The organism is Variovorax sp. BGA-UO-ETr-C22, assembly GCF_059567965.1.
Genome location: NZ_JCAQPA010000010.1, coordinates 1277496 through 1299928, shown reverse-complemented (window position 1 = coordinate 1299928; position 22433 = coordinate 1277496). Strand labels below are relative to the sequence as shown.

Here is a 22433-nt window from a genome sequence, read left to right as displayed (position 1 = left end):
TCTCTGTGACTGATTGCTTCGCAATGAGCGCAAATATTAAGGCGAAGGCGTTACATATGGTCACGCGGCTGATAATTCAGCCGATTCCTGCGACGTAATGCCCGCCCGCACAGGCCCTTTTTACCTGATCTTGTTCTTTCTGCATGACGTTGACCCCTAAAACGCTGCTTCGCGTCTCTGTCGCGGTGGCCCTGATCACCATCCTCCTGAAGGGATGGGCCGGCTACCTGACGAACTCGATGGGCCTGATTTCGGACGCCATGGAATCGTGCGTCAACCTCGCCAGCGCCATGTTCGCGCTGGCCATGGTGACCATCGCCGAGCGCCCGGCCGACGAGGACCATCCCTACGGCCACCACAAGGCCGAGTACTTCTCGTCCGGCTTCGAGGGCCTGCTGATCGTGGCCGCCGCCGTCGCCATCCTGTGGGTGTCGGTGCTGCGGCTGCTGTCGCCGCAGCCGCTGGAGCAGCTGGGCTGGGGCCTGGCGCTGTCGGTGCTCAGCTCGGGCTTCAACGCGGCGCTGGCGTTCGTGCTGTTCCGCGCGGCGCGCGCGCACCGCTCCATCGCGCTGGAGGCCGACGGGCGCCACCTGATGACCGACGTGTGGACCTCGGTCGGCGTGCTGGTCGGCATCGTGGCCGTGCATTTCAGCGGCTGGCTCTGGCTCGATCCGCTGATCGCCATCGGCGTGGCGCTCAACATCGTGCGCGAGGGCTTCAAGCTCGTGTGGCGCTCCTCGCAGGGCCTGATGGACGAGGCGCTCGATGCCGAGACGCTCGCCACCGTGCGCGCCACGCTCGACGCCTTCGCCGCCAACCATGCCGAGGGCGACCGGCTGCGCTTCGACGACATGGTGACGCGCGGTGCCGGCCAGCGCCGCTTTGCCGACCTGCACATGCACGTGCCCGGCGACTGGACCCTGCAACGTGCCGCCAACCTGCGCGACGAACTGGAGCAGGCCCTGATGGACGCCGTGCCCGGCCTGCGCGTGACCATTCAACTGCTGCCGCTCACCATGGAAGCGCGCGCCACCCGACTCGAGGACCACCATTCATGAAAGCCGTGCTCCAGCGCGTCGCCCACGCCCGCGTCGACATCGCGGGCCAGACCGTCGGCGCCATCGAGGCCGGCCTGCTGGTGCTGCTGTGCGCCGAACGCGGCGACGGCGACAGCGTGGCCGACCGCCTGCTCGCCAAGATCCTCAAGCTGCGCATCTTCTCGGACGAGGCCGGCAAGATGAACCGCAGCGTGCAGGACATCGGCGGCGGCCTGCTGGTCGTGAGCCAGTTCACGCTGGCCGCCGACGTGAGCGGCGGCAACCGCCCCAGCTTCACGCTCGCGGCGCCGCCCGACGAGGGCCGCCGGCTCTACGAGTACTTCGTGGCGCAGGCGCGCGGCGCGCACCCGGTGGTGGCAACGGGCGAGTTCGGCGCCGACATGCAGGTGCACCTGCTGAACGACGGGCCCGTCACGATCCCGCTGCAGATGACGGCGTGAACGGCGCAGGCCGAAGCACCGCTTCCCACGCCACCTTCGGTTCGTCGTAGCGCAGCACGCGCACCTCCTCGAGGTGCTGCAGCAGCCAGCCGTCGGCAAACAGCCGCTCGACCGCGGCGCGGTCGAAGAAGCGCTTGGGAATGCCGTCCACCGTGTAGAAAAAATCTTCGTCCCGCCCGCTGGCCGACGGGCCGCGCGCGCCGTGGTACAGGTCGTTGACCGAGTTGAGGCGGCACAGCAGCACGCCGCCGGGCCGCAGCACGCGGTGGATGCGCCGCACCAGTGCCAGCGTTTCGTCCCATGCGAAGTAGTGCAGCGACAGGCTGGCGAGCACGGCGCCGACCGTGGCGCCCTCCGCCAGCGGCCATGCGTCGCGGAAGTCGCCGCAATGGAACTCGGCCCCTGCGGGCACGCGTTGCCGCGCCTGCGCCAGGGCGTCGGACGACAGCTCGATCGCCACCACCGGCAAGCCGGCCTCGACCAGCGTGGCGGTGTCGCGACCCGCTGCACACCCCAGTTCGAGCACCGGTCCGTCGCCGGCGCATGCGCGCAGCAGCGGCAGCCAGCGCGGCAACCAGGGGTCGGTGTCCGACACTACCGCGGCCTCCGCTCAGCGCCCGTACGGGCTGCGAATGCCCAGGCCCGCGAGGATCTCGATTTCGTACGCTTCCATCTCGTCCGCGTCGGCCTCGCTGGTCTCGTGGTCCCAGCCCTGTGCGTGCAGCGTGCCGTGCACCAGCAGGTGCGCGTAGTGCGCGGCGAGCGTCTTGCGGTTTTCCTTGGCCTCGCGTGCCACCACGGGCGCGCACAGCACCAGGTCGGCCATCACGACCGGGCCCTGCGCATAGTCGAAGGTGAGGACGTTGGTGGCGTAGTCCTTGCCGCGGAACTCGCGGTTCAGGCGCTGGCCCTCCTCGGCATCGACGATGCGCACGGTGATCTCGCCGTCGATGTCCAGCGCATGGCGAATCCAGCGGTTCACGCTGTGGCGCGGCAGCGCGGCGCGGTGGCGCTCCACGCCCTTGAAGCGCCCGAACTGCAGCGACAGCGACAGGGCCGGAAGCAAGGAGGCCGCCATGTCAGTGGCCTCCCGAGCGCTTGCGCTGCCCGTCGTAGGCATCGACGATCTTCGCCACCAGCGGGTGGCGCACCACGTCGGCGCTCGTGAAGTGCGTGGTCGCGATGCCGGCCACGCGCTTGAGCACGCGCTCGGCGTCGATCAGTCCGCTGAGCTGCTGCTTGGGCAGGTCGATCTGGCTCACGTCGCCCGTCACCACCGCCTTGGCACCGAAGCCGATGCGCGTGAGGAACATCTTCATCTGCTCCACCGAGGTGTTCTGCGCCTCGTCGAGGATCACGAAGGCGTTGTTCAGCGTGCGTCCGCGCATGAAGGCCAGCGGCGCAATCTCGAGCACGTTGCGCTCGAAGGCCTTCTGCACCTTCTCGTAGCCCATGAGGTCGTACAGCGCGTCGTACAGCGGGCGCAGGTAGGGGTCGACCTTCTGCGTCAGGTCGCCCGGCAGGAAGCCCAGGCGCTCGCCCGCTTCCACGGCCGGGCGCGTGAGCACGATGCGCTGCACCGCCGCGCGCTCCAGCGCATCGACCGCGCAGGCCACGGCCAGGTAGGTCTTGCCGGTGCCGGCCGGGCCGATGCCGAAGGTGATGTCGTGCTTGGCGATGTTGTCCAGGTACAGCGCCTGCGTGGGCGTGCGGGCGCGCAGGTCGGCGCGGCGCGTGACCAGCATGGCCGCGTCCTCGTCGCTCATCGAGCCGTCGCCGGCCAGCGTGAGCTGCACCACGGCCGGGTCGATGGCGCGCTGGGCGATCTCGTACAGCGCCTGCAGCACCTCCATGGCCCGCTGCGCCGGGGCCTTGGGGCCGTCGACCTTGAACTGCTCGTGGCGGTGCGCGATCTTCACGCCCAGGGCGTCCTCGATGCGGCGCAGGTGCGCATCCAGCGGGCCGCACAGGTGGCCGAGGCGCGAATTGTTCAGGGGGGTAAAGGTGTGTCGCAGAATCACGCCGGACATTTCAAGGAAAAAGGGCACCCATGATAGGCAAACTGACCGGCACGCTCGCAGAGCGCAACCCCCCGCAGGTGGTGGTGGACTGCAACGGCGTCGGCTACGAGGTCGACGTGCCGATGAGCACGTTCTACAACCTGCCCAACGTCGGCGCGAAGGTGTCGCTGCTCACGCACTTCGTCGTGCGCGAGGACGCGCAGATTCTCTACGGCTTCGGCACCGCCGAGGAGCGGGCGGCCTTCCGCCAGCTCATCAAGATCACCGGCGTGGGCCCGCGCACCGCGCTGGGCCTGCTCTCGGGCATGAGCGTGGGCGAGCTGGCGCAGGCCATCACCACGCAGGAGCTGGGCCGGCTCGTGAAGATCCCGGGCATCGGCAAGAAGACCGCCGAGCGGCTGCTGCTGGAGCTCAAGGGCAAGCTGGGCGCCGACATCGGCCTGCCGGCGCATGCCGCGTCCGACGCGCAGGCCGACATCCTGCAGGCGCTGGTGGCGCTGGGCTACAGCGACAAGGAAGCCGCACTCGCGCTGAAGGCGCTGCCGAAGGATGCGAGCGTGAGCGACGGCATCAAGATGGCACTGAAAGCCCTGGCGAAGTGAGTTGGCGCGAGGCGTGGTCGCGCGCGCAGGCGCTGCGCCACGAGTCGGCCGAAACCGACGCCGTGCTGATGCACACGGCCATGGCCTTGTCGGTGCCGATCATCTGGCTCTACGGCTTCGCGGGCGTGGCCTACGGCCAGCTGCCGATGCTGACGCCGGCCGGCTTCGTCGACATGCCGGGCGTTTGCGCGTGGCTCACGGCGGTCATGGCGTTCGCGGTCGGCATCCTGTTCATCGACTGGCTGGTGCGCGGCGACCTGGCGCCACCGCCGGTGCCGACGTCGATCGTCGTGCGGCACTGGCAGTCGGGCTGGCCCCGGTCGCCGGCGTTGCCGCCCGAGCCGTCGCCCGGCTTCCTGCAGGGCAGCGCGTCCCCGTTTCGCAGCGTGTGCCTGCTTGTCGCGGCCGTGGCCTGCGTGTCGGCGCTGGTGTTCAGCGGCCTCGACACGCTGGGCTGGCCGGTCGTCGCGCGGCCGGGTGGGTTGGCGCCGCGCGCCGAGTGGCCGCTGTACCCGCTGCCGTGGATCTGGCCCTGGCTGCTGCCGCTGGCGCGCCAGCCCTTCGCGCTGGGCACCGTCGCGGTCGGCGCGGTGCTGCTCGTCGCGGCGATCTTCATGCGCTGGCGCCGGATGCGCGGCGCGTGGTTTCCGTTCTTCACGGCGCTGCCGATCCTCGTGGCGCCGCATTTCCTGGGCGCCGCGGGCTTCGACTACGCCGCTGCGCGCGGGCTCGGCGGATTGAACGAACCCGCACTGGCGAGTGCGCTCGCGCAGCATCCGGGCCGCTACAACGTCTACACTTTCCTGAGCCTGTGGGGCGGCATCGGTGCCGGCACGGTCGGCCTGGTGCTCGGCTTCTGGTTCGGCCGCTCGCGGGTCATGGACGAGGACTGAGCGCTGGCCCGGCGCCCTGCAAGGAGACACCCTCTGTGAGCGCTTCTTTCTTCGATTCGCCCGCGCACCTGAGCGGCGGCCCCCTCACGCCGCGGATGCGCGCCGAGATGCCGTTCGAGCTCGTCGGCCCGCGCCTGCAGGCCGTGTGCGGCAACTTCACCCCCGTGCCCATGCCGCGCCAGCAGACCGTCTCGGGCGGCATCGAGGTGCGGCGCGCCGGCGGGGTCGACGTGGCGCTCATCGGCCAGAACCTGCAGCGCGTGCACCGCGACGCGCAGGCCATCCGGCGCGACGACCGCGAGCATTTCTTCCTCGTGTTCCAGGACCACGGCGGCGCGCTCATGTGCCAGGGCGCGCAGCAGATCGCGGTGCAGGCCGGCGACATCGTGCTGATCGATTCGGCGCGGCCCTCGGAGTTCGTCTACGACGGCGCCAGCTCGCAGCAGGTGTCGGTGCACCTGCCGCGCGCCGACATGCTCGCGCGCTTCGGCCCCGCGCTGCAGGGCGGCGTGTGCGTGCGGCGCGGCGACGCGCTGGGCTTCGCGATGCGCGCCATCCTCGCGCGGCTGCTCGACAGCGGGCAGTCCGATGACGCGCACCTGGTCGAAGCCTTTCTCGGCGTGTTCGGCTCGGTGCTGGTCGAGCGCGCGCGGCAGGCGCCGGCGCTGCTGTCGCGCAACGCGGGCGAGGGCGTGCTGCGCCGCGCGATGGACCATGTGGCGCTGCAGTTCCACGACCCGGCCTTTCACGCGGGCGAACTGGCGCGGCACCTGGGCGTGTCGCCGCGGCTGCTGCAGCGGGCCTTCGAGGCGCTGGGCGTTTCGCCGAGTCGGCACATCCTCGACACGCGGCTGGCGGCGGCGCGCGCCGCGCTCGATGCGGCGGCCAGGCAGGGCGGCCCCGCGCCGGCCATCGCGGTGGTCGCGTACGACTGCGGCTTCAACGACCTGTCGTTCTTCTACCGCGAGTTCCGCAAGCGCTACGGCATGCCACCGGGGCGCCTGGCACTTGGACCCCTGACGCACTGACGCACTGACGCCTGAGTCCATTCGCTGACGCCTGGCTCCAAGACGCCGGCCCCTGCTTTTCCTACATTGACCTGGCGCGCCCGCCCTGCGGCGGCGCGTTCCAGCGTCAACCTACAAGGACAAAGCAATGCAAGAGACAAGAATGACGATCGGCGGTCGCGCGGTGCCAGGCACGGCCTCCTTCGAAGTGCGCAACCCCGCCAACGGCCAGGTGATCGGCACCGCGCCGAACGGTTCGCGCGACGACCTCGCCGCCGCCGTGGCCGCCGCGCAAAAAGCCTTCACGAGCTGGTCGCGAAAGTCCGACGATGAACTGGCCGCCGCCTGTCGCGCCGTGACCGAGAAGATCGGCGCGCACGCCGAAGAGCTGGCGCGCCTGCTCACGCTGGAGCAGGGCAAGCCGCTCAATGGCCTGGGGTCGCGCTGGGAGCTGGGCGGCGCCGCGGCCTGGGCCGGCGCCACCGCGGCGCTGTCGCTGCCGCCGCGCGTGCTGCAGGACAACGCGCAGGGCCACGTCGAGATTTTCCGCAAGCCCGTGGGCGTGGTCGGCTCGATCACGCCGTGGAACTTCCCCGTGCTGATCGCCGTGTGGCACGTGCTGCCGGCGCTGCGCACGGGCAACACGGTCGTCATCAAGCCCTCGCCCTACACGCCGCTGGCCACGCTGCGCTTCGTGGAGCTGCTCAACGAAGTGCTGCCCGAAGGCGTGGTCAACAGCGTGAGCTGCGACGACCGCACCTCCAACCTCGGTGCCGACATGGCGAGCGACCCCGTCATCCGCAAGATCGTGTTCACCGGCTCCTGCGCCACCGGCAAGAAGGTGATGCAGTCGGCCGCCAGCACCATGAAGCGGCTCACGCTCGAGCTCGGCGGCAACGACGCCGGCATCGTGCTGCCCGACGCCGACCCCAAGGCCATCGCCGAAGGCCTGTTCTGGGGCGCGTTCCTCAACAACGGCCAGACCTGCGCGGCCATGAAGCGGCTGTACGTGCACGCCAGCATCCACGACGAGGTGTGCGAGCACCTCGCGGCCTTTGCCAGGCAGGTGCCGATGGGCGACGGCATGGACGAGAAGAACGTGCTCGGCCCGGTGCAGAACCGCATGCAGTTCGACAAGGTCGCGCGGCTCGTGGCCGACGCGAAAAAGAAGGGCCAGGTGCTCACGGGCGGCGAACCGGGCGAGGGCCTGTTCTTCCCCGCGACCATCGTCGCGGGCCTGAAGAACGGCGATGCGCTGGTCGACGAAGAACAGTTCGGGCCCGCGCTGCCCGTCATCCGCTACACCGATGTCGAAGAGGCCATCCGCGCCGCCAACGACAGCGAGAACGGCCTCGGCGGTTCCGTGTGGTCCAAGGACATCGAACACGCGAAGCGCATCGCGTCGCGCCTGGAGTGCGGCTCGGTGTGGATCAACAAGCACGGCGCCATCCAGCCCAACGCGCCCTTCGGCGGCGTGAAGGCCTCGGGGCTCGGCGTGGAGTTCGCGGAAGAAGGGTTGAAGGAGTACACCGACGCGCAGGTGATCTTCTCCTGACGCGTTGCAGAGCGTGGCGTGCGCCACGCTCTGTTCAGGTGCGCAGCGCGGCGGTCAGTGCGCCGAGCAGCGCATCGGTCTCGACCAGGCTCGGCGGATGGATCGGCGCCGGCCACGTGCTGTGGATCGCGACCACGAGCCGTTCCTTCGGGTGGATGTAGATCTGCTGGCCGAAGATGCCGAGCGCGGCGAACAGGCCACCGTCGAGTTCGGGCAACGCCTTCGCGCCGGTCGGGAAGGTCCACCACTGGTAGCCGTACCCCATCGGTTCGAAGCCCGCGAGCGTGCCGGGCGCGAGGTGGCTGGTTGCATCGACGCGCGTGGCGTCGGCCACCCAGCCGTCGGGCAGCACCCGCTGGCCGCCGGCCATGCCGCCGCCGAGCACGAACAGGCCGAAGCGCCCGAAGTCGCGCAGCGTGGCGTTCAGGCCGCTGCCGGTGAACTCCTGGCCGTCGACCGCATCGAGCTGCCAGTACGCATCGGCCTCCATGCCGAAGGGCGCCCAGATCTTTTGCGAGAGGTAGTCGCTGATCGGCCGGCGGATCGCGCTGGCCAGGATCTCGCCGACCAGGCAGGTCTCGCCGGTGCTGTAGTTGAAGCGCGTGCCCGCCGGCGCCACGCGCGGGCGTTGCGCCATGAACTTCAGCACCGCGCCCTTCTCGCGCGTGAGCTGCACGCGCATCAGCTGGCGCCGGTCGGAGTCGGCGTCGAGGTAGTCCTCGTTCCAGGCCACGCCCGAGCTCATTTGCAGCACCTGCTTCACCGAGACCTCATCGTAGGCCGAGCCGCGCAGCGCGGGCAGGTAGCGCACCACCGGGTCGTCGAGGCTGGCGATGTGGCCATCTTTCACGGCCGCGCCGACCAGCGTGGAGGTCAGCGACTTCGCGACCGAGAACGACAGCCATTTCGTCGCCGCGTCGTTGCCCATGGCGTAGCGCTCGAGCACGACATGGCCGTCCTTGATCACCAGCAGACCGGCCGTGTGGTTGCGCGCCATGAAGCCGTCGATGCCGAAGCGCTGCGCATCGACCGGCGTGCCCTCGGGCAGCGGATGCACCTGCGTGCCGCGCCGGATCGCGCGCGTCGCGTAGAGCCGGTCCATCTGGCGGTAGGTCGGTGCCTGCAGCGCGGGCGCCAGCGTCATCAGGTCTTCGTAGCGGCCGATGGCCTCGTCGGACGCGCTCATTTCGCAGCAGGCCGGTTCAGCCCCAGCGTCGGCGTCTCGTCGAAGAAGTTCCAGGGCTTGAGCAGTGCATGCACCCACTCGGTGGGCATGATCGGCCACTCCTCGGCGCGCGCGACGTGCGTGGTGCCGGTCGTGAGCCACACCACGTTGTCGGTGTTCACGATCTCCTGGTTGTCGGCCGTGAACTGGCCCAGGCCCGTGTCCTTGTTCGAGCGGTTCGGGTACTTGCCTTCGGGGAACAGCTCCTCGGGGTCGTAGCGCGTCACCCAGAGCTGGCGGTCCATGAAGCTCAGGCGGTGGTTGATCCACTCGTCCTTCGCGAAGTTGGCGCCCTTGGCAATCGGGTGCGTGCCGCCCGCGTACGGCACGAGTTGGTACGACACCGGGTTGCCGACCTTGTTGTTGCGCGACGGGTTGCTCAGCAGGCGGATGGTCGAGGGGTCGAACTTCTGCGCCGCCTGCTGCTCGGTGCGCACCGTGCGCTGCACCGTCTGCATGGCGCTGGTGCGCGGACCGCCGCGCGTGTTGGGCAGCACCACGGGGTCGACTTCGGTGAGCGTGTTCTGCTCGCCGTCCACATCGAGGTCGAGGCGGAAGTTGTAGATGTGCTGGTGCGTGGTGCCGACGATGTGGTGGTCCAGCAGCGTGCCGTAGCGCGTGTCCTCGGCGGCCGTCGGGTCCTGCATGGTGCGTGCCTTCACGCCCTTCACGGCTTCGATGCCGGTGGCGCCGGCGTGGATGCCGATGGTGCCGTTCTCGGCGAACACCCAGTCGAACAGGTAGTCGTAGTTGCCCACCGTGCTGATCCAGCGCACCACCAGCTCGCGCCGCTCGGTGCTGATGTTGGGCTTGCCCATCTCCTGGTGCTTGAACTCGGGGTCGGCATAGCGCTCGAAGACGGCGATGGCGCGCGGCACCTTGGTGGGCGCGCCGGTGTAGTCGGCCAGCGTGGCGTCCAGCAGCACGGCGTTCTGCGGCGCGTCCTTGTTCGGCTCGATGGGCGAGGTGAGCGTGCCCATGCCGTACTCGCCCGAGTCGAGATACGCCTTGAAGTACCAGCCGGTGTCGGGGTCGCCGTAGGGCACGATCATGCCGCCCAGCGAGCCTTCGTACATGACCTTGCGCTTCGTGCCCTTGTCGTTGTACGTGACGGTGGACAGCACCAGGCCCACGCGCGAGTCGAGCCGCACATGGAAGTCCCAGTTGCGCCAGTGCATCGTGTGGCCGGTGATCGTGTAGTTCTTGCCTTCGGGCTCGGTGATCTCCAGCGGCTTGGGCGCGGGTGTGGCCGCGCGGTCGCGCCCGTCGTAGGGCGTGGGCTTGAGCGGCACGGGCACGAGGCCGCCGTCCTCGATCTTGATGACCTTCTTCTGCTCCAGGTCGACCACCGCCACCAGGCCCTCGATGGGGTGCGCCCAGTAGTTGCCGTCACCCACGTCCAGGTAGCTCACCACCTTCAGCAGGCGGTCTTCCTGGCGCAGCGAATCCTTGCCGTCGAAGTAGCCCACGGTGAGCGGCGTGGCCACCACCTTCTTCACGTCGGCGATGCCGCGCGTGGCGAGGGCCTTGGCGTAGTCGGGGCTGGCCTCGATGGCGCTCTGCACGGTGGCGAAGTCGTCCAGCAGCACCATGCCGTGCGCGCCTTCGATCGGCTTCCATGCGGTGAGCGTGCGCGCCGCGAGATCGACCGTGCCCTCGATGACCTTCTTGCCGTCCAGCGCCACGAAGGCCGCCTGGCGCGGCGCGCGCACGGGCTGGCCGGTGAGCGCGAAGTTCCAGACCTCGTCCTTGGGCGGGCGCTTCACGCTGATCTCGGTGAAGCGCAGGCCGGCCTTGTGGCGCCCTGAGGCCTTCAGCACCTCGAGCGTGGCCTGGATCTCGGCCTCGGTGAGCGGGTTCAGCGGGTTGGGCACGCGCTCGACCACAAAGGTCTTGTCCAGGCTGGACTGGAACACCTGGTTCACGAAGTCGTGCGGCACGTAGGCCGCGCCCTTGCGCATGACGACGGGCACATCGAGTTGCATGGGCTGGCCGTTGACCAGCGCCGTCTTCGAGCCGGGCTTCAGGCGCACCAGCGTGCCGTTGCGCGCCACGGTGAACACGTTGGCAAAGCTGTCCCAGCGCAGCGTGCCGCCGAAGTCTTCCACCGTCTTCTTCAGCGGCACCATGTGGGCCGCGCCGCCGTGGGCCCGGGCCGGCTCAGTGCTCAGGGGGCCGAGGGCGAGCGCCAGGGCAGAGGCCAGGGCGGTGCCCAGGAGACGCCGTGCGGCGCCGCGGCCGGGCGTTCGGTGGTAGCTGCTGCGCATGGCTGCATCCTTCTTCGCGTGTTGTGGTGGACAACCGCGAAGGTAAGAGCGCCGCCGGCGCGGGCGTTATCAAGATTTGGCAAACCACCGCGCGCGCGTGGCGGACGGCAGCTCGCCGAACAGGCGCGCGTAGTCGATGGCAAAGCGCGACAGGTGCCAGAAGCCCCAGCGCGCGGCGATGTCGCCGATGGTGTCCTCGCGGCAGGCCTGCATCTCGCAGCGCACGCGGTTCAGGCGCATCACGCGCAGGTAGGTGACGGGGCTCAGGTGCAGCACGTCCTCGAAGGCGTACTGCAGCGAGCGGCGCGACACGCCGGTGGCCGCGCACAGGTCGGGCACGCTGATGGGCTCGTCGGCGTGCGCCTGCATGTACTCGCGCGCCTTGGCCACGATGTGGCGCCGCGCCGCCGTGCTGGCGGGCAGCCGGGCCTCGAAGGCCTTCGAGCCCATGCACTGCAGCACCGCGTCGGCCAGCGACAGCGACAGCATGTGGCGCGCGGCCGGCTGCTCCAGCTGCGCGAGGTTGTCGCGCGCCAGCGACAGGGCGGCGCCCAGCAGGCGGGTGAAGGCGGTTTCGTCGAAGCCGGGGTGCTGCACCGGCGCGGGCGCCGGCATGCGCAGCTCGAAGTCGGGGCCGAACAGGGTGGTGGCCAGCTTCGCCAGCGGTTCGGTGTCGACGCACACGGCCATCAGGTCCATGCCGGCGCCGGCCAGCAGCTCGAACTCGCCCCGCGGCGGCAGCGCGCTGAGCTGGCGCCCGCCCAGGTCGTGGCCGCAGTACCAGCTGCCCGGGGCGGCCGTCTCGGTGAGCGCGAAGGCGATGGCGCCGGGGCGGCCCCGGCCGCGCTGCAGCACGGTCTGGTTGGCGCGCTCGTGGAAGACCTGCACGAAGTCCAGGTGCAGGTCTTCGGCCAGCCCCTCGAAGCGGCCGTTGGACAGCTGCTCGTAGTGCTGGTCCCAGGCGCCCACGCCCGAGGCCTGCGCCTGGGCTTCGGCGGTGAGTTGTCGGCTGAAGTGAAGAAGCTCGGTCATGGTGCGCGCTGGCGCAGTTGCCATCGCGCAGCCGATGAGCAGAAACCGTGCCTGTCACGGCGCAGTGTGTGGGAAGCGCCGCCGCCCGACCATGTTGCTTACCCTTGGTCAGGGCCGCTCAGGCGTTCATTCGAGCGTCAGACCGATGTCCTTCACCAGCGCGCCCCAGTCGCGCAGGTCGCTGCGGATGGTGGCGGTGAACTGCTCGGGCGTGTTCTGCGGCAGGTCGTTGAAGTTCAGCTCGTACATGCGGCGCACCACCGCGGGGTCGCGCAGCACCTGGTTCACGGCCTCGTTGAGCTTCTTCACGACGGCGGGCGGCGTCTTGGCCGGCGCCAGCAGGCCGTACCAGGCGTAGGTGGTGAAGGGGTAGCCGCTCTCGGTCATGGTGGGCACGTCGGGCAGCATCGGGATGCGCGAGGGGCCGCTGTTGGCCAGCGCGCGGATGCGCCCGGCGCGCACGATCTCCACGGTCGAGGAGATGTCGGCGAAGGCCGCATCGACCTGGCCGCCCACGAGGTCCTGCACGCAGGGGCCGCTGCCCTTGTAGGGCACGTGCGTCATCACGAGGCCGGCCTGTTTCTTGAGGCTTTCCATGGCCAGGTGGCCGCCCGAGCCGTTGCCCCACGAGCAGTAGCTGAGCTTGTCGGGGCGCGCCTTGGCGTAGGCGACGAACTCCTGGATGGTCTTCACCGGCAGGTCCTTGCGCACCAGCAGCAGGTTGCCGCCGCGCCCGACCTGGGCGATCGGCATGAAGTCCTTCAGCGGGTCGTAGGGCAGCTTCTTGTAGAGGCTGGGGTTCACCACCATCGTCGCGGCGTAGGTGAACAGCAGCCGGTAGCCGTCGGGCGTGGAACGCGCCACCACCTCGCTGCCGAGGATGCCGTTGGCGCCCGGGCGGTTGTCGACCACGAAGGGTTGCTTCAGGATCTTGCCCAGGCCGTCGCCGATGATCCGCGCGATGGTGTCGGTGCCGCCGGCCGCCGCGGTGGGCACCACCAGCGTCACGGGCTTGTCGGGGTAGCTGCTGTCGCCCTGCGCGTGGCTGGCAACGGCCAGCGTGGCCAGGGAGCAGGCGACCAGCGTGCGCAGGCCGAAGCGGAATGGTGTTGTGGTTGTCATGGTCCGTGTCTCCGATGGAAAGGCCTCAGCGGATGCCGAAGCGCGCCTGCGTGCCTTGTTCGATCATGTCCGCGCCCACGCGATACAGGTTGCGCGAGACGTAACTGGGCACTTCGCGTGCCCGCTCGCGCAGCCATTCGGCCTTGAGCGAACGCGCCTCGGCGATCTCGGTGGCCTCGCCCTCGGCGGTGGCCAGCAGGTCGATCACGTGCAGCGCGAGCTGCCACTGCTTGCCAGCAGCCAGCGCGCGTGCCTGGTCGATCACGCCGCGCTTGTCGGTGATGGCGTCGGCCACCGCGCGGCCGATGGCCTCGGGCGCGGCCGGGTGCAGCGAGGTCGGGTTGCGGTCCCACCAGCCGTTCTCCGAGCGGTAGATGTCGCGCACGATGTAGCCCGGGTCGCCGTAGGTGGGCTTCATCCACTCGACCGCGAACAGCTCGTCGGGAAAGCGGATGCGCGCCAGGATGTCGCGCTCGTTGAGCCCCTCGTTCATGAGCCGCACCACCTCGGCGCGCACCCAGCGCAGCGCGCGGGCCGTGTGCAGGAGCACGTGCTGCACCTGGTCTTCGCCCTCGAGCGTGGCGCCGAATTCGCGCACCGCCTGGCGCGGCTTCAATGCCGCCAGCGCTTCCAGCGTGTCGGCCCAGCGCACCGTGTCGCGCATCGTGCGAAAGGGCGTGCCGATGTTGGGAATGGAGTCGATCAGCGCCGCGCCGCCGTACAGCACGCGCTGCGCCGGGCTCCACAGCGCGATCGCGTCGTCGGTTTCCGAGGGCGCCCAGCGCAGCTCGATGCGGCGTTCGCCGCTGCCGATCTGCAGCACGTCGTCGAAGGTCTCGGTGGGCGGGTGCGTCACCAGCCGGTGGTCGAAGAAGCCGGCGGGGCGGTTGAACTGGATCTCGGCCATGCGGTGCTGCAGGGCCAGCGTCTCGCGGTAGCGCGCCAGGCGGCGCGGCACGTTGCGGTGCGCAATGATGCGCGGCGGCGCATCGCCGCGCGCGGCGGCATGGGCCAGCCACATCGGCACGCCGGCGTTGTAGCCTATGTGGCCGTGGCTGAAGCACAGCGCATGCACCGGCGCGTCGCTGAGTTGGCGCAGCGCGTCGATCATGCCCTGCGTCACCGAGCCGCCCGGGCCGGCGTCGATCACGACCAGCCCCACGTTGGTCTCGGCCACGAACGATTGGCCCTGCCCGCGCAGGATGTGCAGGCCCGGCGCCACGGTCTCGGTGCCGGTGCCGACGATGAGGAAGGGTTTTTCTTCTTCTGTGGCCTGGGGTTTTTCAGCGGTGGCGCTCATGCGGAATCCTTGGTGACGGTGAGGGGCGGCAGCTGGTAGCGGCCGTCGAGCAGTTCGGCGCGCGGCACGTAGGCGCGCAGGCACAGGTAGAAGCTGCCTTCGGGCGCCGGCAGCCAGTTCGCGAGCGCGGCCTCGCTGTCGGGGCGCGCATGCTGGATGTGCAGCGTGAGCCCGCCGTCCGCGTCGCGCCGCAGGCCCGGCGTGCGGTCGCCGATGGCGTAGCGGTCGATGGGGTTGTCGACCAGCATGTAGTCGCGCGTGTCGTACATCGTGAGCGACCAGAAGGCATCGACCGGCGGCAGTGCGTCGGGCGCGAAGCGCAGCGTGTAGCGGCGCTGGCCGGTGAGCGGTTCGCCTGCGGCGTCGTGCCAGGCCATCGGGTAGGTGGCCTCGCGGCTTTCGAGCATGCCGATGTACTTGAGCGCGATCAGCGCGCGCGCCAGGTGGTCGTCGCCGAAGGAACCTTCCACCAGCGGCATCTGCACCCAGCCCGAGGCCGTGGTGCGGCCCGACTGCGCCTCGCGCAGCCGCGGCAGCACGGTGTCGAGCGCGGCCTGCAGCGCGGCGCGCTGGCTGTCGTCGAGTGGGCCCGCGCCGGGCCCGATGCCGAGCGATGCATAGCGCGCGAGCCGCGCCGCATCGCCGACCGGCGGTGCGTTGTCGCGCAGCGCCGCGTTCACCTGCGCGGCGAAGTGCTCGGCGGTGAGCGGCGCCTTCGGGTCGCAGGCCGGATCGAAGGCGCGCGGCGCCGAGCGGCGGCCGGCTTCCCAGTCGGCCAGCGTGCGCACGAGAAAACCGTCCTGCAGCGCGTTGACGGCCGGCACGTCCTGCGGGCCGTCGACCAGCAGGCGCCCGATGATCCACAGCCAGCGCGTGGGTGCCTCGATGCGCGCGCCCGACGCGTCGAAGGCCGCGGGCAGCGTGCCGCGCCATCCCGGCGGCGTGACCACGAAGGAGCGCGCCGCCGTGCCCGTGAGGCGCTGCCCCAGGTGGGCGAAGGGGTTGGTGAAGAAGTCGAGAAGGCCCAGCACGTAGTAGCGCCCGGCGGTGTCGGGCACGTCGATCACGAGCGGGCCCTCGCCCAGGTCGAGCCAGGCGTTGGTGTAGAGCGTGTCGTTGTTCGGCGTGACGACGCGGCTCTTGCCCGCGCCCAGCAGCTGGCGCGCGTGCGTGAACACGTTGCACCAGCGCAGCGGCTTGGGCGCCTCGCCGGCGGCGTCGGTGCGCTGCGGCGAGGTGGCCGCGCGCATGCGGCACATCTCGTACAGCGGGTAGGCGTAGACCACGGCCTCTTCGGCCAGGGCGTGAAGGGTGGCGTCGGTGTGCGGCTGCATCGTGCTCAGCCCTGTTGTGCCTGCAGCGCCGGGATGCGCCAGCCCTGCACGCCCTCACGCGGGTAGTACATGCGCAGGATCAGGTAGAAGCGCCCGGCCGGCGCGGGCAGCCAGTTGGCGGCGTCGGCGGGGCGTGCGTGGCTCACCACCAGTTCGAGGCTGCCGTCGGCGTTGCGCTTCAGCCCGGGCGTGCGGTCGCCGATGGCGTGGCGGCGGATGTCGTTGGGGTAGAGGAAGCGGTCGGTGTCGTAGAGCGTGACCGACCAGAAGGCGTCCGCGGGCGGCAGGTCGCCGGCCTCGAAGCGCATCGTGTAGCGGCGCTGGCCGTCCAGCGGTTCCTGGGTCGCGTCGTGGTGCGCGGCGGCGTACACCGCCTCGCTCGTGGCCAGCGCGCCCAGGCCCAGGTAGGCGGTGCGTGCGCGGCCGAGGAACTCGTTGCCGTAGCGGCCGGTGGCCGGCGTCATCGACCAGGGCTTGGGCCGGCGGTTGCGGCCCACCGCGCCGACCAGCTGCACGCCCTCGGCGAAGCCTTCGATCAGGCCTTCGCGCAGCGGTGCTTCGAGTGCGTCCCACGAGAACGCAGCGTTGGCCAGCAGCCCGCCCTGGCCGAACCATGCCACGAGCGCGCGGTCTTCCACGCGGCCCGGCGCTTCGGCCAGCGCGTGGCACACGTTGGTGAAGAAGCGCGGCGCCACTTCTGCAGCGGGCTCGCCGTGCTCGAAGGCGGCGGCCATGGCGTCTTCGTGCGGGCCGGCCCACTGTTCGATGGCGGATGGGCGGCCCTGCAGCACGGTGCCGGGTGCGGGCTTCAGTTGGATCTCCGCCTGCAGCGCGCGCGCGGCCGGCCAGTCGCTCTCGTCGCCCACCAGGATGCGGCCGATGAGCCAGACCAGGTCGGTCGGGCAGCGCACCACGCGGTGGGCGGCGGCGAGCGATTCCGGCACCGTGCCGCCGGGGCCCACGAGCACCACGGTCTCGCCCTCGGGGTTGCAGTTGCGCGGGCCCAGGTTCTCGAAGTTCTCGGTGTAGGCGTCGTACAGCGGCAGCACGAAGTAGCGCCCCGGGTGCCGCGCCGACGCGGGCACCGTGAGCAGCATCGGCCCGTGCGCCAGGTGCAGCCAGGCCATGGTGTAGAGCAGGTCGTTGGCGGGCGTGACCACGTCGCGGTCTTCGTGGGTGGACGGGCGCGGCGCGTGATGCAGCGTGTTCAGCGGCGCGCGCACGTCGGAGCCGGCCGAGGCGCCGCTGCGGCGTTCGGCGCGCGGCGCGGTCTGCATGGCGCAGGTGCGGTAGGTCTCGGTGAGCGGATAGCCGTAGACGAAGGCGGCCAGGCCGATGGAACGGGCGAGCGCCTTGCGGGCGGCGGCGATGTCGGGCACGGGAGCGGGAGCGTTCATGGGAAAGACCTCGGGGTTCGGAAAAAGGGAGAGGGGAAGGCGGCTCAGTCGAGCTTCACGCCCGTGGCCTGCGTGAGCTTCAGCGTCACGGGCAGGAAGGCCTTGTAGGCCGCGGCGGCCTCGGGCGGCAGGTTGCCCACGGGCTCGGCGCCGAGCTCCTCGATGCGCCGGCTCACCTCGGGCTGGCGCACCACCGCGCTGACCTCACGGCCCAGGCGCTCGACGATGGCGTCGGGCGTCCTGGCCGGCGCCATCAGCGAGGTCGGGCCGGTCATGGCGTAGACCTCGTCGGCGTAGCCCTGCTCGGCGAAGGTGGGCACGTCGGGCAGCGCACGGGCGCGCCGGGGGCCGACCACGGCCAGCGGGCGCAGCTTGCCGGCCTTGATGTACGGCTGCAGCGTGGTGACCGAGCCCACGGTCATCTGGATCACGCCGCCGATCAGGTCGATCGCCATCGGGCTCTCGCCCTTGTAGGGCACGTGCATGGTCTGCAGGCCGTAGGCCTTGTCCATGTAGACCTGCACCTGGTGCGGCTGCGTGCCCGGGCCCCACGAGCCCATCGAGTACTTGCCGGGCGCGGCCTTGGCGGCGGCGATCAGGCTCTTGAAGTCGGTGGCCGGCACCGAAGGGTGCACCGCCAGCACGGTGCGCGTGGTGGCGATGTCCGACACCATGCGCAGGTCGGTGCGCGGGTCGTAGGGCAGCTTGCTGTAGAGCACGAGGTTCGCGGTGACGGGCCCCGGCACCGTGAGCAGCAGCGTGTGGCCGTCGGGCGGGCTCTTGGCGACGTAGTCGGTGCCGATGATGCCGCCCGCGCCGCTGCGGTTCTCGACCACCACCGGCTGGCCCAGCCGCTTCGACAACCCCTCGGCCACGAGCCGCGCGAGGATGTCGGTCGAGCCGCCCGCCTGGTACTGCACGATGATGCGCACGGGCTTGGAGGGAAAGGGCGCCTCCGTGGCTGCCGCCGCCGCGCTTGCGGCGAGCACCAGTGCCGCGCCGGCGCCGAGTGCGCGCTCGAGTCCGTTCTTCGATGTCGTCATGCGATGTCTCCGGTGGTTGTTGTCGTTCTTCAGCGTGCGCGGCCGACGACCAGCGCGTCGACCGCCACGCAGCTGCCCTCGGCCTGCGGGCGCGCGATCAGCGGGTTGATCTCGGCGCTGTCGAGCGAGTCGCCCGCGCGCTGCGCGAAGTCGGCCAGCGCGCACAGCGCGTCGGCGATCGAACCGAGGTCGACCGGCGGCCGGCCGCGCGCGCCGTTCAGGATCGCGAAGGCGCGCAGCTCGCGCACCATGGCCAGCGCGTCGTCGCGCGTGATCGGCAATGCGCGCAGCGACACGTCGCGCAGCGTCTCGACGTGGATGCCGCCCAGGCCGAACATCAGCACCGGCCCGAACACCGGGTCGCGGTGCACGCCCGCGATGCATTCGACGCCGCCCGTCAGCATGCGCGCCACCAGCGCGCCGTCGAGCCGCGCCTCGGGCCGCGCGGTGAGCGCGAGGTCGCGTGTGCGCTCGAAGGCCGCGCGCGCCTGCGCCGCGCCGCGCAGCCCGAGCGCCACGCCGCCGACGTCCGACTTGTGCGGGATGTCGGCGCTGACGATCTTCACCACCACCGCCTCGCCGAGCGCCTCGGCGGCGGCCGCGGCCTCGTCGGCGCTGCGCACCACGCGGTGCGCGACCACCGGCACGCCGGCGTCGGCCAGCAGCGCGAGCGCGTCGGGCTCGGACATCGTGCCGGGCGCGAGCGTCAAAGGCGCCTTGGTCGATGCGAGCGTTTCAGCCACCGCCGCCGCGGGCTTCAGCCCCGCGAGCGCGGCGATCGTGCGGATGCCGTCCGACGGGTCGGCGAACACCAGGCAGCGCATGGCCTCGAGTTCGGCGCGGCGCTGTGGCGTCAGCAGCGTGCTCACCGCCAGCAGCGTGTCGGGATAGGCCTCGCGCAGCGAGCTCACCAACGAGCGCAGCACCGGCCAGAACGCGTCCGACGCGCCCGCAGCGGCCAGGAAGCCCATCCACGAGGCGAAGCCCTGGTCGTCCAGCATCACGCGGGCCGTGCGATCGATCAGCGTCATGTCGTTGGTGACCTGGCCCGTGATGTCGACCGGGTTGCGCGGCGCCGCGAAGGGTACCCAGCGGCGCAGCGTGTCCTGCGCGGCCTCGCTCAGCGGCCGGGCGTCCAGGCCCTGGGCCGAAGCCTCGTCGGCCATCAGCGCGCCGACGCCGCCCGAGAGCGTGAACAGGCCGATCGAGCGGTCGCGCGGGCGGCCCGCCACGGCGGCGCTGTGGGCCAGGTCGAAGAACTCCGTGAGGTTGCGCGCGCGCAGCACGCCGTACTGGCGGAACACGGCGTCGTACACCGCGTCGTCGCCCGCCAGCGCGGCGGTGTGCGAGGCCGCGGCCTCGGCGCCCAGCGCGGTGCGCCCGACCTTGACCATCACCACCGGCTTGCCGTTGGCCTGTGCCAGGGCCAGCGCGGCGCGCAGGCGGGGGCCGTCGCGGCAGCCTTCCATGTAGGCCATGATCACGTCGGTGTCGGGGTCCTGCGCGAGCCAGGCCAGGCAGTCGGCGACCTGCACGTCGGCCTCGTTGCCGGTGGTGGCCCACAGCGACAGGCCGACGCCGCGCGCCCGCGCCATCGCGTAGGCATAGGCGCCGAACGCGCCCGACTGGCTCACCAGCCCGATGCGTCCCGGCATCACGCGGCCCACGCCGGGCGCCGGCGAGAAGGTGGCGTACACGTGGCGCGCGATGTTCATGAAGCCCAGGCAGTTGGGGCCGACCAGCCGCACGCCCGCGGCACGCGCCTTGTCGCCCAGCCGCGCCTGCGCTGCCGCGCCCTCGGCGCCCACTTCGGCGAAGCCCGAGGAGAACAGCACCACGCCCTTCACGCCCGCCGCGATGGCGTCGTCGAGCGCGCCGTCGACCAGCGCCGACGGCACCGCGAGGATGGCCAGGTCCACCGGCTGGCCGATGGCGCGCAGGCTGGGGTAGGCCGGCAGGTCCTGGATGCGGTCGGCGTTCGGGTTGACCGGGTAGAGCGCGCCCTCGAAGCCGAAGCGGCGCTGGTAGTCGACGGGAATGCCGCCGATCTTCTGCGCGTTGGACGAGGCGCCGACCACCGCGATGGCACGCGGCGCGAACAGCGCCGAGAGGGATTCGGCTTGCGAAGAAAAGAAGTCCATGGGCATGGCGGAGGGTTCGGAAGTCAGAAGTTGTGGCGGATGCCGGTGGCGAGCACGCGCACGTCGTTGCCGCTGTTCGGCGTGACGGCGATGGTCGCGAGCGAGGCCGAGGCGCCGTGCCGGTTCAGCAGGCGCAGCCAGCGCGCATAGACCACGGTGCGCTTGCTCAGGTAGTAGTCGTAGCCCAGCGTCCAGGCCAGCTGCGAGCGTTCGCTCTCGGTCACCTTGCGCTGCGTGGCGCCGAAGATCAGGTTCGAGGCCGGCGTCACGTTGTAGGTGGCGCCCAGGTTCACGAGCTTCGCGGTTGGCACGCCGGGCAGGCTCGAGGCGTTGCGCACGTAGCTGGCGTAAAGCTGCAGGCCGATGGAGGGCAGCTCGTAGGAGCCGGTCAGCGCCTGGTAGGTCGTGGTGGCGGGCGAGGCCACGGGCGCCGCCGCCGAGCCCGAGCGCGCGCGCTGGAAGGCGTAGGCGATGTAGTAGGGCTTGCGCGCCCAGCCGATGTTGCCGCCGTAGACGTTGCCGCTCTGGTGGCTCGGCGCGCTCGATTCGCCGGGCGCGTAGGCCAGGTCGGCGAAGAACTCCATGCTGGCCGGCGTGCGGTAGCGCACCATGTTGCTGGCGCGGGCCGCGAAGGGCGTGAGGCCCGGTTGCGCGTCGGTGGCCGCCACCAGGTTGATGGGCGAGAACACCGAGTTCAGGCCGTAGGGGTCGGCCTTGAACAGCGCGTAGAACATCGGCGTGTACATGCGGCCCGCGTCGATCTGCCCCCACGGCGCCGAGAAGCCGACGAAGGACTGCCGGCTGAACGACATCGCGGGGCCGGGCAGCGTGCCGTTGCCGGTGTCGGGCGCAAAGCCGCTCTCCAGCGTGAAGTGCGCGCCCAGGCCGCCGCCCAGGTCCTCGGTGCCGCGAAAGCCGATGCGCGAGGCGGTCTGGCCGCCGTCCTCCAGCCGCGTGGAGGAGGCCGGGCCCGACCTGGCGTGCGCCACGTACAGGTCGAGCGTGCCGTAGACGCTCACGGTGCTTTGCGCGGACGCAAGGGCGCAGGCCGCGAGCGCGAGGGCTGCGGTGGCTGTCTTCTTCATTTGGGTTGTCTCCGGTGTGGCGAGCCGCAAGGCGGTGCCGCCTGTGTGCTTGTCGATGTCCGGGGCTTACGATAGAAATGAAGGGCCCCCGAATCTGTCAACGCTTTGACAGATTCGTGAACACCAGGGCAGGGAGAACCCGCTGACCCGACCACCTGCAACCACCCCCCCCGACGCCGAAGACAGCGCCGAGCTGCTCGACCGCGCGCTGCGCTGGAACGAGCTGTTTTCCCAATGGCCCGACGCGCGCCGCGCCGAGCTCATGAAGTCGGCGCGGCTGGTGCGCTACCGCCGCCGCACGCAGGTGCTGGCGCGCGACCGCCACAAGCGCGAACTGCTGGCGGTGGTGTCAGGCTGCCTGGAGATCAGCAGCATGAGCCCGCAGGGGCGCAAGTACGTCAACGCGCTGCTCGGCCCCGGCCAGGTGGCGCCGCTGGTGCGCCTGCTCGAGGACGTGCCGCTGCCCTACGACTACCACGCGCACGAAGACTCGGTGATCGTCCACCTGCCCAGCGACGCCGTGATCGCGGTGCTCGACGCCGAGCCCGCGCTGTGGCGCGGCGTGGCCCGGCTGGGCCTGAAGCGCCAGCGGCTGAGCGTGGTGCTGCTGCAGAACCAGATGCTGAACTCGGTGCGCGGGCGCGTGGCCGCCACGCTGATGAGCGTGATCCACTTCTACGGCATGCAGGTGGAGGCGGCGGCGAGCCTGCCGGTGCGGCTGTCGCAGAACGACCTCGCGGCGATGCTGGGGCTGTCGCGCCAGACCATCAACAAGGAGCTGGGGCGGCTGGTCGCGGAAGGCGTGATCGACATGAGCTACAAGCGCATCCGCATCGTGGACCCCGACCAGCTCGCGGTCATCGCGACGGGCACCGGGCCGCAGTGAGCGGCGCGCACCGCAGCGCGCAGGC

The 22433-nt window shown here is 70.8% G+C and carries 20 protein-coding genes; 7 read left to right on the top strand and 13 right to left on the bottom strand.

Annotated elements, in window-relative coordinates; all coding sequences use genetic code 11:
* Window positions 1-143: 143 nt before the first annotated feature.
* Together AC57B8_RS19430 and dtd are read left to right on the top strand one after the other, a co-directional pair.
* Window positions 144-1058 (top strand): cation diffusion facilitator family transporter, encoded by a 915-nt coding sequence (locus AC57B8_RS19430; protein WP_492737634.1) that lies wholly within the window; start codon window positions 144-146, stop codon window positions 1056-1058.
* Window positions 1055-1498 (top strand): D-aminoacyl-tRNA deacylase, encoded by a 444-nt coding sequence (gene dtd / locus AC57B8_RS19425; protein ID WP_062479238.1) that lies wholly within the window; start codon window positions 1055-1057, stop codon window positions 1496-1498. The genes AC57B8_RS19430 and dtd overlap by 4 nt, the downstream gene beginning before the upstream one ends.
* Here dtd and AC57B8_RS19420 read toward each other — a convergent pair.
* From AC57B8_RS19420 to AC57B8_RS19410, 3 genes are read right to left on the bottom strand one after another with little or no spacing between them, the layout of a single operon-like run.
* On the bottom strand, window positions 1470-2093 hold the full coding sequence (locus tag AC57B8_RS19420; RefSeq protein ID WP_496480471.1) for a class I SAM-dependent methyltransferase: 624 nt from the start codon (window positions 2091-2093) through the stop codon (window positions 1470-1472). The two genes, dtd and AC57B8_RS19420, sit on opposite strands and share 29 nt — an antisense overlap.
* A 15-nt stretch (window positions 2094-2108) precedes the next feature.
* Window positions 2109-2576 carry an rRNA maturation RNase YbeY gene (gene ybeY / locus AC57B8_RS19415; RefSeq protein WP_062479245.1) on the bottom strand — a complete coding sequence of 156 codons (468 nt, stop codon included), beginning with the start codon at window positions 2574-2576 and terminating at the stop codon, window positions 2109-2111.
* Between the two features lies 1 nt (window position 2577).
* Window positions 2578-3528, bottom strand: a complete 951-nt coding sequence (locus AC57B8_RS19410; RefSeq protein WP_172438305.1) for a PhoH family protein — start codon at window positions 3526-3528, stop codon at window positions 2578-2580.
* A gap of 20 nt (window positions 3529-3548) precedes the next feature.
* Between AC57B8_RS19410 and ruvA the strand changes: the two genes are divergently transcribed.
* The 4 genes from ruvA (at window position 3549) to AC57B8_RS19390 (ending at window position 7576) form a co-directional block, all read left to right on the top strand.
* Window positions 3549-4121 (top strand): Holliday junction branch migration protein RuvA, encoded by a 573-nt coding sequence (gene ruvA / locus AC57B8_RS19405; RefSeq protein ID WP_056577514.1) that lies wholly within the window; start codon window positions 3549-3551, stop codon window positions 4119-4121.
* On the top strand, window positions 4118-5014 hold the full coding sequence (locus AC57B8_RS19400; protein WP_496480470.1) for a hypothetical protein: 897 nt from the start codon (window positions 4118-4120) through the stop codon (window positions 5012-5014). The genes ruvA and AC57B8_RS19400 overlap by 4 nt, the downstream gene beginning before the upstream one ends.
* Before the next feature lie 35 nt (window positions 5015-5049).
* A complete protein-coding gene (locus AC57B8_RS19395; RefSeq protein WP_496480469.1) occupies window positions 5050-6042 on the top strand; it encodes a helix-turn-helix domain-containing protein in 993 nt (330 codons plus the stop codon).
* Window positions 6043-6169: 127 nt separating this feature from the next.
* A complete protein-coding gene (locus tag AC57B8_RS19390) occupies window positions 6170-7576 on the top strand; it encodes an aldehyde dehydrogenase family protein (protein WP_216360064.1) in 1407 nt (468 codons plus the stop codon).
* A gap of 34 nt (window positions 7577-7610) precedes the next feature.
* On the opposite strand, the gene AC57B8_RS19385 is transcribed toward AC57B8_RS19390, so the two are convergent.
* The 10 genes from AC57B8_RS19385 to AC57B8_RS19340 form a co-directional block, all read right to left on the bottom strand.
* Window positions 7611-8762, bottom strand: a complete 1152-nt coding sequence (locus AC57B8_RS19385) for a serine hydrolase domain-containing protein (RefSeq protein ID WP_496480468.1) — start codon at window positions 8760-8762, stop codon at window positions 7611-7613.
* Complete coding sequence (gene tynA, locus AC57B8_RS19380) at window positions 8759-11068, bottom strand: primary-amine oxidase (protein WP_496480467.1); 2310 nt, start codon at window positions 11066-11068, stop codon at window positions 8759-8761. The genes AC57B8_RS19385 and tynA overlap by 4 nt, the downstream gene beginning before the upstream one ends.
* Window positions 11069-11137: 69 nt before the next feature.
* On the bottom strand, window positions 11138-12100 hold the full coding sequence (locus AC57B8_RS19375) for a helix-turn-helix domain-containing protein (protein WP_095746874.1): 963 nt from the start codon (window positions 12098-12100) through the stop codon (window positions 11138-11140).
* Window positions 12101-12226: 126 nt separating this feature from the next.
* Window positions 12227-13222 (bottom strand): Bug family tripartite tricarboxylate transporter substrate binding protein, encoded by a 996-nt coding sequence (locus tag AC57B8_RS19370; RefSeq protein ID WP_496480466.1) that lies wholly within the window; start codon window positions 13220-13222, stop codon window positions 12227-12229.
* A gap of 25 nt (window positions 13223-13247) precedes the next feature.
* Window positions 13248-14522, bottom strand: coding sequence for an alkyl sulfatase dimerization domain-containing protein (locus AC57B8_RS19365; RefSeq protein WP_496480465.1), 1275 nt, complete (start codon window positions 14520-14522; stop codon window positions 13248-13250).
* Window positions 14519-15856: a DUF1254 domain-containing protein gene (locus AC57B8_RS19360; protein ID WP_496480464.1), complete on the bottom strand. Its 1338-nt coding sequence runs from the start codon at window positions 15854-15856 to the stop codon at window positions 14519-14521. Before AC57B8_RS19360 ends, AC57B8_RS19365 begins: the two co-directional genes overlap by 4 nt.
* A 5-nt stretch (window positions 15857-15861) precedes the next feature.
* Entirely contained in the window at window positions 15862-17253 is a 1392-nt protein-coding gene (locus AC57B8_RS19355; RefSeq protein WP_496480463.1) for a DUF1254 domain-containing protein, read from the bottom strand.
* Between the two features lie 44 nt (window positions 17254-17297).
* The gene (locus AC57B8_RS19350; protein ID WP_496480462.1) at window positions 17298-18296 is read right to left on the bottom strand and encodes a Bug family tripartite tricarboxylate transporter substrate binding protein; all 999 of its coding nucleotides are present in this window, start codon (window positions 18294-18296) and stop codon (window positions 17298-17300) included.
* 29 nt (window positions 18297-18325) lie between these two features.
* Window positions 18326-20437, bottom strand: coding sequence for an acetate--CoA ligase family protein (locus tag AC57B8_RS19345; protein WP_496480461.1), 2112 nt, complete (start codon window positions 20435-20437; stop codon window positions 18326-18328).
* A 23-nt stretch (window positions 20438-20460) separates the two neighbouring features.
* Window positions 20461-21522, bottom strand: a complete 1062-nt coding sequence (locus tag AC57B8_RS19340; protein ID WP_496480460.1) for a porin — start codon at window positions 21520-21522, stop codon at window positions 20461-20463.
* 262 nt (window positions 21523-21784) lie between these two features.
* Here AC57B8_RS19340 and AC57B8_RS19335 point away from each other — a divergent pair, with 262 nt between their 5' ends.
* Window positions 21785-22408, top strand: coding sequence for a Crp/Fnr family transcriptional regulator (locus tag AC57B8_RS19335; protein ID WP_223301435.1), 624 nt, complete (start codon window positions 21785-21787; stop codon window positions 22406-22408).
* The last annotated feature ends 25 nt before the right edge of the window (window positions 22409-22433 follow it).

Coding starts and splice junctions, on each gene's coding strand:
- AC57B8_RS19430 (WP_492737634.1), top strand. CDS start 144: ATGACGTTGACCCCTAAAACGCTGCTTCGCGTCTCTGTCGCGGTGGCC.
- dtd (WP_062479238.1), top strand. CDS start 1,055: ATGAAAGCCGTGCTCCAGCGCGTCGCCCACGCCCGCGTCGACATCGCG.
- ybeY (WP_062479245.1), bottom strand. CDS start 2,576: ATGGCGGCCTCCTTGCTTCCGGCCCTGTCGCTGTCGCTGCAGTTCGGG.
- AC57B8_RS19410 (WP_172438305.1), bottom strand. CDS start 3,528: ATGTCCGGCGTGATTCTGCGACACACCTTTACCCCCCTGAACAATTCG.
- ruvA (WP_056577514.1), top strand. CDS start 3,549: ATGATAGGCAAACTGACCGGCACGCTCGCAGAGCGCAACCCCCCGCAG.
- AC57B8_RS19390 (WP_216360064.1), top strand. CDS start 6,170: ATGCAAGAGACAAGAATGACGATCGGCGGTCGCGCGGTGCCAGGCACG.
- AC57B8_RS19385 (WP_496480468.1), bottom strand. CDS start 8,762: ATGAGCGCGTCCGACGAGGCCATCGGCCGCTACGAAGACCTGATGACG.
- tynA (WP_496480467.1), bottom strand. CDS start 11,068: ATGCGCAGCAGCTACCACCGAACGCCCGGCCGCGGCGCCGCACGGCGT.
- AC57B8_RS19375 (WP_095746874.1), bottom strand. CDS start 12,100: ATGACCGAGCTTCTTCACTTCAGCCGACAACTCACCGCCGAAGCCCAG.
- AC57B8_RS19370 (WP_496480466.1), bottom strand. CDS start 13,222: ATGACAACCACAACACCATTCCGCTTCGGCCTGCGCACGCTGGTCGCC.
- AC57B8_RS19365 (WP_496480465.1), bottom strand. CDS start 14,522: ATGAGCGCCACCGCTGAAAAACCCCAGGCCACAGAAGAAGAAAAACCC.
- AC57B8_RS19360 (WP_496480464.1), bottom strand. CDS start 15,856: ATGCAGCCGCACACCGACGCCACCCTTCACGCCCTGGCCGAAGAGGCC.
- AC57B8_RS19355 (WP_496480463.1), bottom strand. CDS start 17,253: ATGAACGCTCCCGCTCCCGTGCCCGACATCGCCGCCGCCCGCAAGGCG.
- AC57B8_RS19350 (WP_496480462.1), bottom strand. CDS start 18,296: ATGACGACATCGAAGAACGGACTCGAGCGCGCACTCGGCGCCGGCGCG.
- AC57B8_RS19345 (WP_496480461.1), bottom strand. CDS start 20,437: ATGGACTTCTTTTCTTCGCAAGCCGAATCCCTCTCGGCGCTGTTCGCG.
- AC57B8_RS19340 (WP_496480460.1), bottom strand. CDS start 21,522: ATGAAGAAGACAGCCACCGCAGCCCTCGCGCTCGCGGCCTGCGCCCTT.
- AC57B8_RS19335 (WP_223301435.1), top strand. CDS start 21,785: ATGAAGTCGGCGCGGCTGGTGCGCTACCGCCGCCGCACGCAGGTGCTG.